At 70.0% G+C, this 16,374-nt stretch carries 16 protein-coding genes; 7 read left to right on the top strand and 9 right to left on the bottom strand.

Features of this window, described 5'->3' with window-relative positions; genetic code table 11:
* The first annotated feature begins 63 nt into the window (after positions 1 to 63).
* The 3 genes from cofD to E0H92_RS23475 are packed head-to-tail and all read left to right on the top strand — an operon-like array spanning position 64 to position 2,815.
* A complete protein-coding gene (gene cofD, locus E0H92_RS23485) occupies positions 64 to 1,041 on the top strand; it encodes a 2-phospho-L-lactate transferase (protein WP_131460150.1) in 978 nt (325 codons plus the stop codon).
* A complete protein-coding gene (locus E0H92_RS23480; RefSeq protein WP_131460151.1) occupies positions 1,038 to 2,012 on the top strand; it encodes a coenzyme F420-0:L-glutamate ligase in 975 nt (324 codons plus the stop codon). Before cofD ends, E0H92_RS23480 begins: the two co-directional genes overlap by 4 nt.
* A 44-nt stretch (positions 2,013 to 2,056) precedes the next feature.
* The gene (locus E0H92_RS23475; RefSeq protein ID WP_238173557.1) at positions 2,057 to 2,815 is read left to right on the top strand and encodes a DUF3105 domain-containing protein; all 759 of its coding nucleotides are present in this window, start codon (positions 2,057 to 2,059) and stop codon (positions 2,813 to 2,815) included.
* A 50-nt stretch (positions 2,816 to 2,865) separates the two neighbouring features.
* On the opposite strand, the gene E0H92_RS23470 is transcribed toward E0H92_RS23475, so the two are convergent.
* Positions 2,866 to 3,489, bottom strand: a complete 624-nt coding sequence (locus E0H92_RS23470) for a TetR/AcrR family transcriptional regulator C-terminal domain-containing protein (protein ID WP_131497734.1) — start codon at positions 3,487 to 3,489, stop codon at positions 2,866 to 2,868.
* A gap of 88 nt (positions 3,490 to 3,577) precedes the next feature.
* On the opposite strand from E0H92_RS23470, the gene E0H92_RS23465 reads away from it, so the two are divergent.
* The gene (locus E0H92_RS23465) at positions 3,578 to 3,799 is read left to right on the top strand and encodes a hypothetical protein (RefSeq protein ID WP_131497733.1); all 222 of its coding nucleotides are present in this window, start codon (positions 3,578 to 3,580) and stop codon (positions 3,797 to 3,799) included.
* A gap of 283 nt (positions 3,800 to 4,082) precedes the next feature.
* On the opposite strand, the gene E0H92_RS23460 is transcribed toward E0H92_RS23465, so the two are convergent.
* From E0H92_RS23460 to E0H92_RS23435, 6 genes are all read right to left on the bottom strand, one after another.
* Positions 4,083 to 5,177 carry a mannose-1-phosphate guanylyltransferase gene (locus E0H92_RS23460; protein WP_131497732.1) on the bottom strand — a complete coding sequence of 365 codons (1,095 nt, stop codon included), beginning with the start codon at positions 5,175 to 5,177 and terminating at the stop codon, positions 4,083 to 4,085.
* An 11-nt stretch (positions 5,178 to 5,188) separates the two neighbouring features.
* Positions 5,189 to 6,229 (bottom strand): NAD(+)/NADH kinase, encoded by a 1,041-nt coding sequence (locus tag E0H92_RS23455; protein WP_338068877.1) that lies wholly within the window; start codon positions 6,227 to 6,229, stop codon positions 5,189 to 5,191.
* A 141-nt stretch (positions 6,230 to 6,370) separates the two neighbouring features.
* Complete coding sequence (locus E0H92_RS23450; protein ID WP_131497731.1) at positions 6,371 to 7,450, bottom strand: hemolysin family protein; 1,080 nt, start codon at positions 7,448 to 7,450, stop codon at positions 6,371 to 6,373.
* Positions 7,447 to 8,784 carry a hemolysin family protein gene (locus tag E0H92_RS23445; protein ID WP_131460157.1) on the bottom strand — a complete coding sequence of 446 codons (1,338 nt, stop codon included), beginning with the start codon at positions 8,782 to 8,784 and terminating at the stop codon, positions 7,447 to 7,449. The genes E0H92_RS23450 and E0H92_RS23445 overlap by 4 nt, the downstream gene beginning before the upstream one ends.
* Before the next feature lie 9 nt (positions 8,785 to 8,793).
* Entirely contained in the window at positions 8,794 to 9,681 is an 888-nt protein-coding gene (locus tag E0H92_RS23440) for a siderophore-interacting protein (protein ID WP_131460158.1), read from the bottom strand.
* A 42-nt stretch (positions 9,682 to 9,723) separates the two neighbouring features.
* Complete coding sequence (locus E0H92_RS23435; RefSeq protein WP_131460159.1) at positions 9,724 to 10,551, bottom strand: SDR family NAD(P)-dependent oxidoreductase; 828 nt, start codon at positions 10,549 to 10,551, stop codon at positions 9,724 to 9,726.
* 70 nt (positions 10,552 to 10,621) lie between these two features.
* On the opposite strand from E0H92_RS23435, the gene E0H92_RS23430 reads away from it, so the two are divergent.
* Positions 10,622 to 11,542: a LysR family transcriptional regulator gene (locus E0H92_RS23430; protein WP_131497730.1), complete on the top strand. Its 921-nt coding sequence runs from the start codon at positions 10,622 to 10,624 to the stop codon at positions 11,540 to 11,542.
* On the opposite strand, the gene E0H92_RS23425 is transcribed toward E0H92_RS23430, so the two are convergent.
* Positions 11,507 to 11,725: a twin-arginine translocase TatA/TatE family subunit gene (locus E0H92_RS23425; protein WP_131460161.1), complete on the bottom strand. Its 219-nt coding sequence runs from the start codon at positions 11,723 to 11,725 to the stop codon at positions 11,507 to 11,509. The two genes, E0H92_RS23430 and E0H92_RS23425, sit on opposite strands and share 36 nt — an antisense overlap.
* A 42-nt stretch (positions 11,726 to 11,767) precedes the next feature.
* Between E0H92_RS23425 and E0H92_RS23420 the strand changes: the two genes are divergently transcribed.
* Positions 11,768 to 12,448, top strand: a complete 681-nt coding sequence (locus tag E0H92_RS23420) for a TIGR03089 family protein (protein ID WP_131497729.1) — start codon at positions 11,768 to 11,770, stop codon at positions 12,446 to 12,448.
* 1 nt (position 12,449) lies between these two features.
* On the top strand, positions 12,450 to 13,229 hold the full coding sequence (locus tag E0H92_RS23415; protein ID WP_131497728.1) for an SDR family NAD(P)-dependent oxidoreductase: 780 nt from the start codon (positions 12,450 to 12,452) through the stop codon (positions 13,227 to 13,229).
* On the opposite strand, the gene E0H92_RS23410 is transcribed toward E0H92_RS23415, so the two are convergent.
* A complete protein-coding gene (locus E0H92_RS23410) occupies positions 13,213 to 16,374 on the bottom strand; it encodes an AAA family ATPase (RefSeq protein WP_131497727.1) in 3,162 nt (1,053 codons plus the stop codon). The genes E0H92_RS23415 and E0H92_RS23410 overlap by 17 nt on opposite strands.

Genomic DNA, 16,374 nt, shown 5'->3' with positions numbered 1-16,374 from the left:
TGACCCTCCGCAGCATAGTCGTGCGGTGGTCCGACGCATTGACGACTCGGGCAGACTCTTCCCATGCGATTGACAGTGCTGGCCGGCGGCATCGGCGGCTCCACCTTCCTGCTCGGGCTCCTGAAGGCCCGTCCGGACGCCGAGATCACCGTCGTGGGGAACACCGCGGACGACATCACCCTGTTCGGGCTGCGGGTCTGTCCCGACCTCGACACCGTGATGTACACGCTCGGCGGTGGCATCTCGGAGGAGCGGAAGTGGGGCCGCGAGGACGAGACCTGGGTGATCAAGGAGGAGCTCGCGGCGTACGGCGTGGAGCCCACCTGGTTCGGGCTCGGCGACCGGGACGTGGCGACGCACCTCGTGCGCACCCAGATGCTGGACGCCGGCTACACGCTCAGTGCGGTCACCGAGGCCCTGTCCACGCGCTGGAAGCTGCCGGTCCGGCTGCTACCGATGAGTGACGACCGGATCGAGACCCACGTGGTGGTGGACGACCCGGAGCAGCCCGGGCGGCGCAAGGCCATTCATTTCCAGGAGTACTGGGTCCGTTACCAGGCCAAGATCCCCGCCCACCAGATCGTTGCCGTCGGCCAGGAGAAGGCCAAGCCCGCGCCCGGCGTCCTCGAGGCGATCGCGGACTGCGACGTACTGATCGTGCCGCCGTCGAACCCGGTGGTCTCGGTCGGCACGATCCTCGGCGTCCCCGGGATCCGGGACGCGGTCCGGGAGACCAAGGCCCCGGTCATCGGGCTGTCGCCGATCATCGGCACCGGTCCGGTGCGTGGAATGGCGGACAAGGTGCTCGCCACCGTCGGTGTCGCGTCCACCGCGTCGGCCGTGGCCCGCTACTACGGTTCCCGCACGTCCGGCGGCGTACTGGACGGCTGGCTGATCGACTCTTCCGACGCGATCCAGGCGGATTCGATCGCCGGCGCCGGAATTCACGTCCAGGCGGTGCCGTTGTGGATGACGGACGACACCACCACCGCCGCGATGGCTGACGCGGCACTGACCCTCGCGGAGGCCGTACGGCGATGAGGAAGCACCTGGAGATCTTCCCGGTGACCGGGCTGCCCGAGGTGGCGGCCGGCGACGACCTGGCCACGCTGATCGCCGAAGGCGCCGACCTGCGCGACGGCGACGTCGTCTCGGTGACGTCGAAGATCGTCAGCAAGGCGGAGGGCCGGCTGACGTACGGCACCCGCCAGGAAGCGGTCGACGCCGAGCTCGTGCGGGTCGTCGCACAGCGCGGTGAGACCCGGATCGTGCAGACCCGGCACGGCCTGGTGATGGCCGCCGCCGGGACGGACACGTCGAACACGGCGCCCGGCACGGTCCTGCTGCTCCCGGTCGACCCGGACGCGTCGGCCCGTGACCTGCGGACCGCCTTGAAGGAGCGGTACGACGTGAACGTCGGCATCGTCGTCACGGACACGCTCGGCCGCCCGTGGCGCAACGGTCAGACCGACCTCGCCATCGGCGCCGCCGGCGTCCGCGTCGTCGAGGACCTGCGCGGTACGACGGACAGCCACGGCAACGTCCTCGCGGTGACGGAGCCCGCGCTGGCCGACGAGATCGCCGGCGCCAGCGAACTGGTGAAGGGCAAGGCGGACGGCGTACCCGTCGCCGTACTGCGTGGTCTGGAGGACGTCGTCCTGCCGGTCGGTGAGCACGGACCGGGCGCGCGGGCGCTGGTGCGGGACGCCGAGCACGACATGTTCAGCCTGGGGACGCGGGAGTCCGCGCGGGCCGCCGTACTCCATCGTCAACCGCCCAGTGGGCCGCGTGCGGCCGATCCGGCGCTGTGGTCGGGGCTGCTGGGCGACGTCGACGGCGTCCGGCTCGAAGCGGCGGAAAACGCTGTCACGGTATTCGGCGACGAGCCGGTGACCGTGGGCCTGGTCGCGGAACGGCTGGCCGTCCTGCTGCACGCCGAGGGGTACGGCGTGGCGGTGCGTCCCGGGCCGGGCAGCGAGGCGACGGTCACGTTCGGCTCACGGTCCGGATAGTTTTCTGGGCAACTTCTCAGGGGCACCTCGTACACTGCCTTCGCATGGCGGCGCGGTGGCCGCCCCGATCCGGGAAGACCAACACTGTGGGTAAAGCGTCGTCGCAGAAACAGTCGCGCCGCGAGATGATCGAGAAGATGCAGCGCGAGCAGGCCCGCTCGGACCGCCGCCGGACGATCCTCATCGTGGTGTGCTCCATCGTGGTCGGCCTGGCCATCATCGCCTACCCGGCGATCAAGCTGATCCAGGACTCCCGGACCAAGGACCAGGCCCTGACCGAATTCGGTGTCGCGTCGACCGCGGCCTCCTGCGACGCCCCCACCAACGACGAGGGCGGCGGTACCCAGGACCACCGCCCCGACGGCGAGAAGATCATGTACGCCGTCTCGCCGCCGTCCTCCGGCCCGCACTACGCGAACTGGGCGCCGTTCGAGAAGAAGTTCTACACGACGGACGACCGTCCCGCGGTGGAGAACCTGGTGCACAACCTCGAGCACGGCTACACGATCCTCTGGTACAAGGACTCGCTGCCGAAGGACCAGATCGACCAGATCGAGAAGATCTCCAAGTCGCAGCTGCCCGAGAGCTCGCTGAACAAGTTCATCGCCGCTCCCTTCAAGCAGGACGAAGGCAAGGGCTGGCCCGACGGCAAGAACCTCGCCTTCGCCCACTGGAGCGGCCCCGACTCGGCCCAGAAGTCCTTCGGCCACCGCCAGTTCTGCGGCTCCGTCAGCGGCGAGGCCCTCAAACAATTCATGGAAAAATACCCAGCCACCGACGCTCAGGAACCCAACGGCGGCTGACAGACGAGAACGCCCCCGAGGAGCTGCTGCTCTTCGGGGGCGTTCTCGTGTCAGTTGGTGACAGCTGCGGCGCCTGCGATGACTACCGCGAGGCATTCGGTGAACAGGTCGTCGACCGTGCGGCCGGGGCGGAAGTACTCGGTGATGCCGGCGATCACGGTCGGGTGCTGTTCGGTGAACGCCTCCATGTCGAAGCCCTTCAGTTCGTCAGGCGCTGGGCGGGGAGCCTGTTCCTCCAAGACATGGCCGACCGTGAAGCGTTCCACGGTCAGCACGATCACCCGTGCGCGGTGCAGCGGAATGCCCTGTGCCACCAGGGCGCTCATCGCCTGTTCGGAGATGTCGGCCATCTTCACCGAGAGCTGAGAAGCCGACAGCACGCGTGCGCCGTCGGGGTGCGCGAGGAGTGCGCGGCGGAGTCGTTCGGCCAGCACGGTCAGCCAGTCCTGCCAGCTCTCGCCCGGCGCTGGCGGCTCCAGCTCGCCGAACTCCTGTCCGAGGATCGCTTCGGCGATCGCGGTGACCAGTGCTGCCTTGTTGGGCAGATGCCAGTAGAGGCTCGGCTGCCGCACATCCAGCCGGACGGCGAGCTTGCGCAAAGTCACGCCGTCCAGACCTTCGTCATCCAGCAAAGCGAGCGCCTCGGCGACGATGCGCTGACGATCCAATGTCACTCCGTACCTCCCGCCGTTACTCTATCACTGATAGAGTCGTCTCTATCGGTGATAGGGACGACTGTCACCACAGACACAGGAGGACGAAATGAACCACCGGCACCCACTGCGGAATCTGCTGCACCTGGCAACTCACAGCGTTCCCGGGATCCCCGCCCACGCCGAGCAGCCACCCGGCCACCAGGGCCCCGCGCGCCACGCCCACGGCCGGCCGAACCCACCCGCGAACCACCGTCAGCACCGTCAGCCGCGCGTGCTGATCGGCCTGCAGACCCGAATCGCAGCCCTGTTCGGCCAGGACCTGCGCTAAGCCCGCCGCACCACACGAGATCGGGGACGTTCCGCGCCCCAGGAACTTCCCCGATCCAGCGGCCGTGCGGAGCGTGCGCCCTTCGCGGCACGAGTCATGTCCGTCACAACCTCGCGGAGAGCGGCGCCAACTCGTGGCCAACCCCGCCCACCACAGCGGGTCTGGGGCGGACACATCCGCTGCGTCGCGAAGAGCATGAGCCCTTCGGGCGCGAGGTCGCGTGATGACGGGGCGGTTGCTCCGCGCGCGTGGGGCTGACCACAGCCCTCGAACAACCCAGAACTCAGATGTAGTTCGCGTGGTCTGACTGGACTTGGGCTACCAGGTCTTTGACTCGTTCGCCGTCTGAGAGGGGGCAGACCATGGTGACGTCCTGGGTGTGGACGATGATGTGGCTGCGGAGGCCTACGGTGGCGACGAGGTGGTTGGGGTCGTCGGTGACGATGATGTTGTCGTGGGAGTCGAGTAGGCAGCTCAGGGTGACGCTGTCGGTGCGGTTGCCGTTCGGGTCGGCGTCGTACGTGTCGGCCAGCGCGGCCCACGAGCCGACGTCCAGCCAGTGCACGGGCATGGGTACGACGACCACGTCCGCGTCGACCTTGCCTTGGGACGCGGGTTCCATGACCGCGTAGTCGACGCTGATCTTGCGCAGGTTCGGGTAGATCTCCGCGAGCGTCGCCTCACGCGAAGGGGTGTCCCAGACCGCGGCGACCTCACGCAAACGACTCGCCGACTCCGGCAGCAGCGTGTCGAGCACGTTCAGCACCGTCGAGGCCCGCCACACGAACATCCCGGAGTTCCACCAGAACCGCCCGGTGGCCAGGTATTCCTCGGCGGTCGCCCGGTCGGGCTTCTCGCGGAAGCGGTCCACGACGTACGCCGACGTACCCTCGATCGGCGCGCCGCGCTCGATGTATCCGAGCCCGGTGTGCGGGTGGGTCGGCTCGATCCCGAACGTCACCAGCGACCGCGGACGCGCCTCCACGACCTCGAATCCGTGCTCGATCGCGGCCCGGAACTCGTCCTCGGGGCTGATCAGGTGGTCCGACCCGACGAACGCGACCACCGCGTCCGGGTCGTTGCGCGCCACCACGGCGGACGCGAGACCGACGGCGTTCGCGGTGTCCCGGCGGGCCGGTTCACCGATGATGTTGTGCGGGCCGAGCTCCGGCAATTCCTTGCGCACCACGTCGGTGATCGCACCGACGGTGCATACGTAGATGTTCTCCGGAGCGACCAGTCCCAGCAGCCGGTTGTACGCCACCCGCAGCAGCGACTGCCCGGCCGCCAGCGGCAGCACCTGCTTCGGCCTGTCGTCTCTGGACATCGGCCACAACCGCGTCCCTGAACCACCCGCCAGGATCACCACGTTTCGCATGAGGAGAGACCCTACCGGTCGTCACCAGGCGACTGCGGAATCCTCAGGTGCTTGAGGTCCGGCGGTACGGGCGTGTCCGAGGGCTGCCAGAACAGTTCGGACTGTCCGTCGACGCCCGTTGCGGGGGCGTCCGTGAGGCGGAAGCGGTCACGGAGCCGTCCGTAGAAGTCGGTCGGACGCAGTCGTACCAGCCGCAACCGCTGCGGCGACCCGTACACCCCGATCCAGTCCCCCGGATCGAGTACGCCGCGCAGCTGACCGTCGATACTGACCGCGGCCTGTCCGGAGTGCGGCAGCACCCGCAGCGCGATCGGCTCGTCGGGCGCCGCGACCACCGTGCGGTTGAACGTCATGTGCGGTGCGACCGGTGTGAACACGATCGCTTCGGTGTTCGGCGACAGGATCGGTCCACCGGCGGCGAAGCTGTACGCCGTCGACCCGGTCGGTGTCGCGACGATCACCGCGTCGGCGGAGTACGACGCCAGCAGGCGGCCGGACAGGTACACGCCGAGCGCCACCTGATGGTCGCGCGCGAGCTTCTCCACGACGACGTCGTTCAGCGCGGTCACGTCGAGCGCCATCCCCCAGCCGTCGCCCTCGGCCATCTCGTGCCGTACCGGCGGCGGAGGCAACGCCGGCCCGTGCCCGTACCGCAGCAAGGACTCGATGCCCTGCGGGATCTCCAACGGCCGCGACGCCCGCATCGTCAGCGTCATCCGTTCCTCGTACGTCGCCCCGCCGTGATGGACCGCTTCGAGCGCCTCTTCGACGTCCTTGCACGCGACCTCGGTGAGAAAACCGACCTTTCCGAGATCGACCCCGAGGACGGCGGCGTTGTTCTTCGCCGCGATCCGCGCGCCGCGCAGGAACGTGCCGTCACCGCCGAGCGTGACCACCAGATCCGGATCCCCGGCGTGATGCAGCTCCGCGGTCCCGGTACGCCGTTCGTGGTCCGTCCACACGTCGATATCGGTGCACCCGATGCCGTGATCGGTTGCCCACCGACGCACGGTCTCCGCGGTCTGAACCGCCACCGGACGCCCCTGATGCACCACCAGCCCAAGCCGCCTAACCGCCACAACCCCTCCTCGACGCTCGCCACCCAACCGTAACCCGGCGACTTTGGGCACCCATCAACCGTTCTGAACGCGCCAAGACGGTCGGTGCGGGCTCAAAGACGCCGGGGTGCGGGGTCAGCGGGGCGGGGTGGGGCGGGCGGCGGTGATGATGGGGTCGGTTTCGTCGTCGAACTCGCCGATGACCTCTTCCAGGAGGTCCTCCAGCGCGACGACGCCGATCGCTGTGTTGCCGCCGCAGACGACCGCGAGTTGGGCGCGTTCGTCGCGCATGGTGCGGATCGCCTTCGCCACCGGGGTGTTGTCGCCGAGTTCGAGGGCCGCTGTCATCAGGTCCGACGCGCGGCTGGTGGTGTCGCCCGCGGTGGTCACGCGGGCCGCGTCGCGGACGTGCACGATGCCGCAGATCCCGGTGGACCCGTCGGTACGCCGGCCGACGACCGCGAGCCGCGAATGCCCCTCGCGGCGGCTCGTCAGCTCCACCTCGCGGGCCGACGCGGACGCCTGGACCGTGGACAGCTGGGCGATCGGCGTCATCACCTGGCCGACGGTGGTGTTCTGCAGCGCGAGCATCGCGGTCAGCAGTTCGTGCTCGGGTTGTTCGAGGGTCCCGTGTTCGCGCGAGGACTCGATCAGCAGCCGCAGCTCGTCCGGGCCGTGCGCGTTGGCGATCTCGTTCTGCGGTGTCACGCCGACCAGCCGGACGCACAGGTTCGCGATCCAGTTGAGGACGCTCAGCAGCGGGCGGACTACGTACGTGAAGCCGCGGAACGGCATCGCCAGCACGAGCGCGGCTCGCTCGGGGTCGCTGATCGCCCAGGATTTCGGCGCCATCTCGCCGAGCAGGACGTGCAGCAGGCCGATGCCGGCGACCGCGATGATCAGCGCGATCACATGCCCGATGCCTTCCGGGATGTGCGCCAGTTCGAAGAGCGGATGCAGCAGATGCGCGACGGCCGGTTCGCTCAGCGAGCCGAGGCCCAACGTGCACAACGTGATCCCGAGCTGGGCGCCGGCGAGCATCAGCGACAGCTCGCTGACGCCGGCGATCGCGGCCCGGGCCGAACGGCTGCCGGCCGCCGCTGCCTCCTCGAGCCGGTGCCGCTTGGACGCGACCAGCGCGAACTCGGCGGCCACGAAGAACCCGTTCAGCGCCAGCAGTACGGCGGAGATGATGAGCGCGAGCGTCGTACTCATGCCGTCCGCTCCATCACGACGATGCCGGGCACCCGGCGTTCGATGGTCTGCACCGTGAGCCGCACGTACTCAGGCGGAACCGGCCGCCCGTCGTGGTCGATCCGGTGCGGAAGCTCCAGGACGAACGAGTCGCCGACGTCCGGGATCCGGCCCAGCCGCGCCATCACCAGCCCGGAGACCGTCTCGTAGTCGTCACTCTCCGGCAGTTGTACGCCGGTCACCTCGGCGACCTCGTCGACGCGCCACCGGGCAGGCACCACCCACGACCCGTCGCCGCCCTGCACCAGCCCGGTCTCCGGCAGGTCGTCCTCGTCGCGGATCTCGCCGACCAGCTCCTCGGCGATGTCCTCCAGCGACACGATGCCCGCGAACCCGCCGTACTCGTCGACGACGATCGCCAGCTGCCGGCGCGCGACCCGGAGCCGTTCGAGGACCGCGGGCAGCGGCAGGGTCGTCGGTACGGCGACCGGTTGCGACGCCAGCGATCCGACGGCGATCGTCGCGCGATCGGCCGGCTCGAGCTCGACGACCTCGCCGATCGCGACCACACCAATCACCTCGTCGACCGAGGCCCCGATCACCGGGAACCTGCTGTGTCCGGTGTCCTGCAGCTCGACCACGCGGGTCAGCGGCTCCTCGCGGTGCACGGTGACCACGTCGACCCGCGGCACCATCGCCTCGCCCGCGGTCCGGCCGCGGAAGTCGAGGCCGCGGTCCAGCAGCCGCATCGTGTCCTGGTCCAGCAGGCCCTGCTCGTACGACGTCTCGATGATCCGGTCGAGCTCTCGCGCGGTCGCGCCCTGCGGAAGTTCCTCGACCGGCTCGATGCCGACGCGGCGCAGGATCCGGTTCGACGCCGAGTCGAACAGGTGGATCAGCGGTCCCGCGACCGCCAGGTAGATCAGGGTCGACCGGGACAGCCGCAGCGCGATCGCCTCGGCGCGGGCGATCGCCAGGTTCTTCGGCGCCAGCTCGCCGAGCACCATCTGGATGATCGTTGCCAGCAGCAACGCAAGGATCACCGAGACCGACCTGCTCACGGCCTCCGGTACGTCGGCCGCGCCGAGCACGCGTTCCAGACCTTCACCGAGGTACGGCTCGGCGAAGTACCCGGCGAGCAGTGCGGTGATGGTGATCCCGACCTGGGCGCCGGACAGCACGAACGACAGTCGGGCGGTGACCTTCAGTGCTCGCGCGGCGGCGGCGTCACCCTCCGCGGCCAGCGTCTGCAGGCGGCTCCGGTCGACAGCGACGTACGAGAACTCCTGGGAGACGAAGTAGCCGGTGGCAACGGTCAGCACCAGGATCAGGCCCAGGCCGGCCAGGATCAGCATGGGACGACCTTATGAGAACTCCAGCGACTGCAGCACCGCGGGGTCAGTGGCGTCGAGACCTTCCTCGGCCGCCTTGGCGAACGCCTGCATCCGGACGGCGTCACCGCGCTCCGCCGTCTCGCCCGCGATCCAGTACGCCACCGTGTGCAGGTCGTCACGACTCACACCGAGCTCGTCGACGAGGTACGGACGGATCGAACGCACGACACCGGCCTCGGCCGCGCACCACGCCTGCAGGCGCCCGGGCGGTCGCCGGAACGACCGGACCGCCTGCTCCAGGACGCTGCCGGCGCCGGTGACGGGAGGTGAGTGGATCCACTGCACGTCACCCTTGACCAGCGACCGCTCGGCGGGCGTCTCCGCCTGCAGGAAAACGGTTGACGGTACGTCGAGACTCTCGACGATGCTCGCGATCGCGGGCAACGAGGTGGAGTCACCGATCAGCAGATGATGGTCGACGTCCCCGGCGTGGAACTCGCGACGCATCCCGAGCAGTACGACGGTGTCGCCCGGGCGGGTGTTCGTCAGCCAGGTGATCGCCGGACCGGCGCCGTGCAGTGCGACATCGAAGGTGAGCCGACGGGTGGCCCGGTCGAAGGTGCGGACCGTGAAGCCGCGGGTCAACGGCGTCGGGCGGTCCTCCGGCCAGACCGGTGCGCCGGCCGGACTCACCTTCGGCATCCGGATGCTGCCGACGCCGTCCGGCGGGATGACCAGCTTGAACGCGTCGGCCGGACAGATCGTGCGGTACGCGGCGAGGCCGTCGCCCTGCACGGTCACCCGGCTGAACCGTGAGGTCAGCGGTTCGACCGATTCGACCCGGACCGGGCAGATCAGCCGGGAGTCGCCGGATCGCGTCAGTCGCCTGATCTCACCGCGTATCGTCGTTCCCCTCACAGAAACTTAGGTTAACCTAACCAGCACAGCCGGACGAGGGTCTTACCGAGGGGTGGACGGCTTCCAGGTCAGCACCTCGCCGTCGCGGACCAGTTCGCCGTACCGGGCCGGATCGACGGTGCCGGCCAGGATCAGGTCGGCGATCGGTACGACGGCATCGGCCGGCGACTTCGCCTGGCTGAAGTCCTCGAACCACGGGCGGGACGCGCGGGTGTCGACGAGCCCAGGGCAGACCGACGCGACCAGGGTGTTCTCGGCGAGGTCCCGTTCCCGTCGTTCGGCCGCGACCGCGCGCACCGCGGCGACCTGCGCGACCTTCGACGGGAGGTTGATCCACTCCGGCCAGCCCTGCGCCTGCGCCGTACCGTCGTGGACCGCCGTACGCCACTCCTCCACGACCTTCTCAACGTCCTCCAGCGAGGCTCCGTCGAACCGATCCCACAGTTGCTGCGGCAACTGCGCCAGCGTTCCGAGCGAGCTGGCCACCACGATCAGCCGACCACCCGGCCGCAGGATCGGCCCGAACGCCCGCAATACGTGCTGCGCACCCAGGTTCGCCACATCCACGAACTCATCCACCTGCTCCACCGGAGCCTTCCCCGGCTCCAGCGGCCCCACGGCGTTGGACACGACGATGTCCACCGCGCCCAGCTCCCCCGCCAACCGCCGTACGGCCTCTCCGTCCGTTACGTCCAGCACTCGACCCTCGACCCGCGCCTTTCCGTTCACCTGAGCGGCTGCGGCGGCTACTCGGGCTGGGTTTCTGCCGGTGAGGAGGATCAGGTCGTCAGGGTTCATCCGGTTGGCGAGTTCTTGTACCAGTGCGTATCCGATGCCTTGGTTGGCACCGGTGATCAGTGCGGTTCTCATGTGGCCAACGTAGGTCCGCAGCGGGTATGACTCCAGCGAAAGTTAGGCACACGTGGTATGCGTAGATGTCATGGACTTCACCGACGTCTCGCTGGTCGCGCTGCGCGTGTTCCGGGAGGTTGCCGAACGCGGTACGTTCACGGCCGCGGCCGCTGCGCTCGGCTACACGCAGTCGGCCGTCTCCCGCCAGATCGCCACGCTCGAACGCGCCGCGGGCAACCAGCTCCTCGAACGCCGCCGCGAAGGCGTCGCCCTCACCGACGCAGGACAGGTCGTACTCCGGAATGCCGCCGCTGTCCTCGACCAGATCGACGCGACTGCCCGCGAGCTCGCCGGTCTCCCGGCCGCGGGCGGGACCGTGCGGCTGGGCTGGTTCCCGAGCGCCGGTGCGGTCTTGTTGCCGCGGGCAATCAGTGCGGTACGCCGTACGCACCCGGCGATCACCGTGACGACCCGGGAAGGGTCCACGCCCGCGCTGGTCCGGGCGCTCCGCGCCGGGACGATCGATCTCGCGGTGATCGCGGCCGCTCCGCCGTTCCGGCCGCCGGACGCGGAGTCGCCGGCGTTGAAGCTGGAGACGCTCGCGGAGCGGAGCCTGCGGCTGGCGGTGCCGACCGGGCATCCGCTCGCGGCGTCCGACTCGGTCGAGGTCGCCGACCTGCGGGGTCAGCGGTGGATCGCCGGACCGCCGTCGAGCAACGAGCTGTTGATGGGCGTCTGGCCGGGGCTGGACGAGCGGCCGGTGATCGCGCACACCGTCCGCGACTGGCTCGCCAAACTCCAACTGGTCGCAGCCGGCGCGGGCCTCACCACGATCTCTGCATCCATGGCGTCCGCGGTACCACCAGGCGTCCGAGTCGTCACCGTCCGAGGCGGCCCCCAGGAGCTCAGACGCACAATCCTCGCCCGGCTCCCCGGGAAGCTCCCAGAATCCACCGCCGTACTAGCAGCAGCCCTACGAGCCGCCGCTGCGGAGATCACGCCCACCTGACCCCTCGACCTTTGGGGGTTGGGTTTCGTCGTCGTCGCCGTGGCGGGCTTTGTCGAATTCCTTCATGGCCCGGGCCGCGTTGCGGGTCAGTTCGGGGAGTTTCTTCGCGCCGAACAGGAGGACGACGATGACCAGGATGACGATCCATTCGCCGCCTTCGGGCAGTGCGAGCTGTAGCACCATGCTGCCAACGTACGTCGATCCGCGGACCGTAGGCTGGGCCATATGTCACGAGTTCTGCCCGAGTTGTTCGCGGCCGCGGTCCGCCGGGACGGCGGCGCCCCGTTCCTCACCTACTACGACGACACCACCGGCGAGCGGATCGAGCTCAGCGCGGTCACCACCGCGAACTGGGTCGCGAAGACCGCCAACCTGCTCGTCGACGAGTACGACCTGGAGGCCGGCGAGACCGTCGCGATCGGCCTGCCGCCGCACTGGCTCGGCGTTGTCTGGGCGCTGTCCACCTGGTCCGTCGGCGCGGCGCTGACCAGCGGCACCGGCACCCTCGCGATCACCGGCCCGGACTTCACGCCCCGCGGCGAGCGCGAGACCGTCGCCTCGGCGCTGCTCCCGCTCGGCGGCCGCTTCCGCGAGCCGCTCCCGGACGGCGTCCAGGACTACGGAGCCGAGGTCTACAACCACCCCGACGTCTTCGTCCCGTTCGACCCGCCGACAGCGGCCTCACCGGCGTACGACGACCTCACCCACGAAGACCTGATCGGTACGGCGGAACCGGTCAGCGACCGGATCCTGGTCACCCGGAGCCTGGTGGACCGCCACGGACTGGGACTGCTGGTCGGGGTGATCGCCGGAGGTGGTTCGATCGTGCTCTGCAGGAACCTGGACCCGGCCAAGCTGGAGCGCCGGGTGGCGGACGAGAAGGTCGACCGAGTTCTGGAGGGGTAGCGTGCAGCGGTTCGAAGGGAAGGTCGCACTGGTCACGGCGGCGGCGCAGGGCATCGGGTCGGCAGTCGCGCAGCGACTCGCCGACGAAGGCGCGTCGGTGGTGCTGACCGATCTCCAGGAGGAGAAGGTCGCCGAGGTCGCGAAGGAGATCGGCTCGAACGCGATCGGGCTCAAGGCCGACGTGACGAGCCGGGGCGACGTCGACGCAGCCGTCGCGGCCGCAGTCGAGCGGTTCGGCCGCCTGGACGTCGTGGTGAACAACGCCGGCGGGTGCATCGTGCGGTCGGTGCCCGAGGACGCCACCGACGAGGAGTGGCACGCACAGCTCGACCTCACGCTGGTCGGCGCCTCGCGCTGCATCCAGGCGGCTTTGCCCCAGCTGGTGCAGAACCGCGGCAACGTGGTCACGATCAGCTCGGTGAACGGGCTCGCCGCCTTCGGCAACCTCGAGTACTCCGCCGCCAAGGCGGGGCAGGTCGCGATGACGGTCAACTACGCCGCCCGGTACGGCAACCTCGGCGTCCGGTTCAATGTGGTTGCCCCCGGCACCATTCGGACGCCGAACTGGGACAACCAGCCGGGCACCCTGGAGAAGTTCGGCACGATGTACCCGCTCGGCCGGGTCGGCGAGCCCGAGGACATCGCCGCCGCCGTCGCCTTCCTCGCCTCCGACGACGCCTCCTGGATCACCGGCCACACCCTCCCGGTCGAAGGCGGCGTCCTCACGGGCCCCGGCGCCCTCGACCTGACCACCTCAGGCCCGTTCAAGAAGGAGTACTGACGCGGCGCAGGCCGCGGAGCGCCTCAGCCTGTTCGAGTTTGTTGCCGAAGGCGCCCCAGTCTGCGGCGGCGCGGGTGAAGGCGGTGGCTGCGGTCTCGGTGTCGCCGCGGTGTTCGGCGAGCAGTGCCTGGGCCGTCGTCGCCGCGTACTCGCGCATCGGCAGCACCGGCTCCACGGAGTCCGCGAGGACAGCCGCGGCTTCGACGTGGCCGACAGCGAGCGCCGCGCGCACCAAGGACGGCAGGCGGACGTCGAACTCGATGCTGCCGTGCAGATCGGCCAGCGAGGCGAGCAACTGCAGGATCTCCAGGACGCCGTCCCGGTCGCCGTCGTGGGCCCGCGTCGTCGCCGCGGGCGCGGCCGCGACGGCGATCATGTCCGGCCAACCCGCCTCCACCGCCAGCCGGTACGCCTCCTCGGCGTGATCGCGAGCGCCCGGAAGACCCGCCTCGGCCTCCGCCACCGCCAGCGCGCCGAGGACCTCGATGCGCCGCAGGAGGGTGAACGCCGGTGACGGGTGCTCGAGCTGGGACCGGCACGCCGCGATCACCTCGGCCGACCGGCCGGTCTCGATCATCAACTGCAGGACGGTGCAGCCGATCTGCTCCTCCATCTCGGCCAGCCGGCGCCGGGCCGAGAATTCGCGAGCCGCTTCCAGCTCGCCCAAGGCAACCACCGGTCCCTCGATCTGCCACAGCACCCAGCCGTAGTTCAGCCACGTCACCGCCGCATCGCGCCCTCGACCGCCCTCGAGCAGCGCGGTCAGCGCCTCCTTCACGTCAACGAGCCCACCGGTGTCCCCCAGTCCGACCCGCGCGAGCCCCCGCGACTCCAGGGCCCGGTGCGGCACCTCGTACCCCTGCTCGGTCGCGATCCGCAGGGCACGGTTCGCCGAATCGATCGCATCCTGATACCGGCTCGCGACCACCCGGATGCTCGCCTGGCCGGACAGCAACAACACCAGGTCCTCGCTCGGCCCGAGCTCCTCGAGCATCCCGACCGCCCGGTCGACCGTGGCGAGGCTCTCCTCCATGCTGCTCAGCGAGTACGTCGAGGCGCGCAACGCGAGCGCGACGCCGCGGGTGTCCCCGATCGCCTCGAATCCGGCGATCGCCTCGACGTACGCGGCCTGGGCGTCGTCGAGGCGACCCGCCTGGAACGCCGCCCAGCCCCAGCGCAGCAGGACCGTGGGACGTTCGGGATCGCCGGCCGGGCTCAAGGCCAGCGCGCGGTCGAGCAGGGCGAGCGCCTCGTTGGTGTCTAGGTTCATCGCCAGTTCCGCGGCCATCAGCTGGTACCGGCGTGCCCGCGGCGCGATCTGCGCCGCCGCGTCGGTGTCGCCGCGCGCGGCGGCCAGGTCGAGCGCGGTGGTCAAGTGGTACGCGATCAGGTTCGGGGTTTCCGCCTGACAGGCGGCACAGCGCAGCTCGAGCCACTCGGCGGCGGCGAGGTGCCGTGCCGACCGGACAGCGCGCGGCACCTGGCTGTAGGCGACGTCCCGGGTCAGTGCGTGCCAGAAGGCGTATTCGCGCTGGCCCAGCATCGACGATCGCCGAACCGGCCGCACCAGCTCCTTGCGAGCCAGCTCTTGCAGTGCCTGGAGCACCTCGCCCGGATCACGGTCGGACAGCGCCGCGACGGCTTCGGCCCAGAACACCGGACCGATCACCGCGGCGTCCGCGAGCAAGGCCTTGCGGTCCGGCTCCAGCGTGTCCAGCCGAGCCGCGATCAGCGCCGCGATGCCCACCGGCAGGTCGTCCGAGCCGGCCTGCTCCGGGCCGCAGTCAGTCACCACCCGGGCGAGTTCCTCGGCGTACAAGGGGTTGCCGTCGGCTCGGCGTACCAGCTGACGACGCGTCTCGTCCGGGACGTCCTGGCCGGCGAACATCCCGGTCAGGAGCTGCTCGGTCTCATCCGCGGTGAGCGGCGAGAGGCCGACGGTGAGAGCGTTCTGGATCCCACGGGTCCACTGCGGTCCGCGTTCGAGCAGCTCGGGGCGGGCTGTGACGACGACCACCAGCGGCAGGCCGGTCAGCCATTCGGCCAGGTGATCGACGAAGGCGAGCATCGCGTCCGTCGCCCAGTGCAGATCCTCGAACACCAGGACCACCGGCGACTGCTCGGCGAACGACTCCAGCAGTTGCCGCCACGCCGCGAACGACTCCTCCTGGGTCGCGGACCCCGGCTTCGCGGACTGGTCGGCGCCGACCAGCGGCCCGACCCGCGCCCGCAGCCAGGCACGGTCCGCGCCGTCGGGCACGATCGCGTCCAGCTTGGCGACGGCCTGCGCCGGCGGGTCGGTGTCCAGGATCCCGGCCTGGATCTTGAAGATCTCGGCGATCGGGCCGAACGGCGTCTCGCCGTACGGCAGCGATCGGCCCTCGCGCCAGGTGACGAGTTCGTCGTGCTGATCCAGCCAGGCGCCGAACTCCGCGACCAGGCGGGACTTGCCGATCCCCGGCTCGCCGAGCAGCGTGACGAACTGCGGCACCAGCTCCGCGAGGGCCTTCTCGAACGCCGTGGTCAGCAAGGTCAGATCGCGCGTCCGGCCGACCATCGGCGAACTGAGGTCGCGGATGATGTCAGTACCGAAACGTGCTCGCGGTGCGCCGGCCTGCCAGCGTTCGACCGGGCGGCTGATGCCCTTGGCCGCAACGGGTTCCAGCGCGTCGTACCGGAAGACGCGACTCGTCGCCTCGTGGGTGCCGCGACCGACCACGATCGCGCCGATCGGCGCGGAGGACTGCAGACGGGCGGCGAGGTTGACGACCATGCCGGTGACGAACGGCTCGCCGAGCTCGGGGCGCGCGGTCAGCTGAACCAGCACCTCGCCGGTCTCGACACCGATCCGGACCTCCAGCGGCCCGTCCGGCAGCGTCCGCACCGCCTCGAGGATCGCCAGGCCGGCCCGGACCGCCCGTTCGGCGTCGTCCTCCCGGGACCGCGGGGCGCCGAAGACGGCCAGGATGGCGTCCCCGGCGAACTTCTCCACGGTCCCGCCGTACCGCTCGACCGTCTGCCGCAAGGCCGAGTGGTACGGCGCCAGCCAGCGCCGGACGTCCTCGGGATCAGCGACCTCGGACGCGGTGGTGAACCCGACGAGGTCGCAGAACAGCACCGTGACGACCTTGCGTTCCTCGGTCAT

The sequence above is a fragment of the Kribbella speibonae genome, from assembly GCF_004331375.1.
Taxonomy (GTDB): domain Bacteria; phylum Actinomycetota; class Actinomycetes; order Propionibacteriales; family Kribbellaceae; genus Kribbella; species Kribbella sindirgiensis.
Note: the sequence above shows the minus strand (reverse complement) of the source record. Positions and strands in the feature narration are given on the sequence as shown.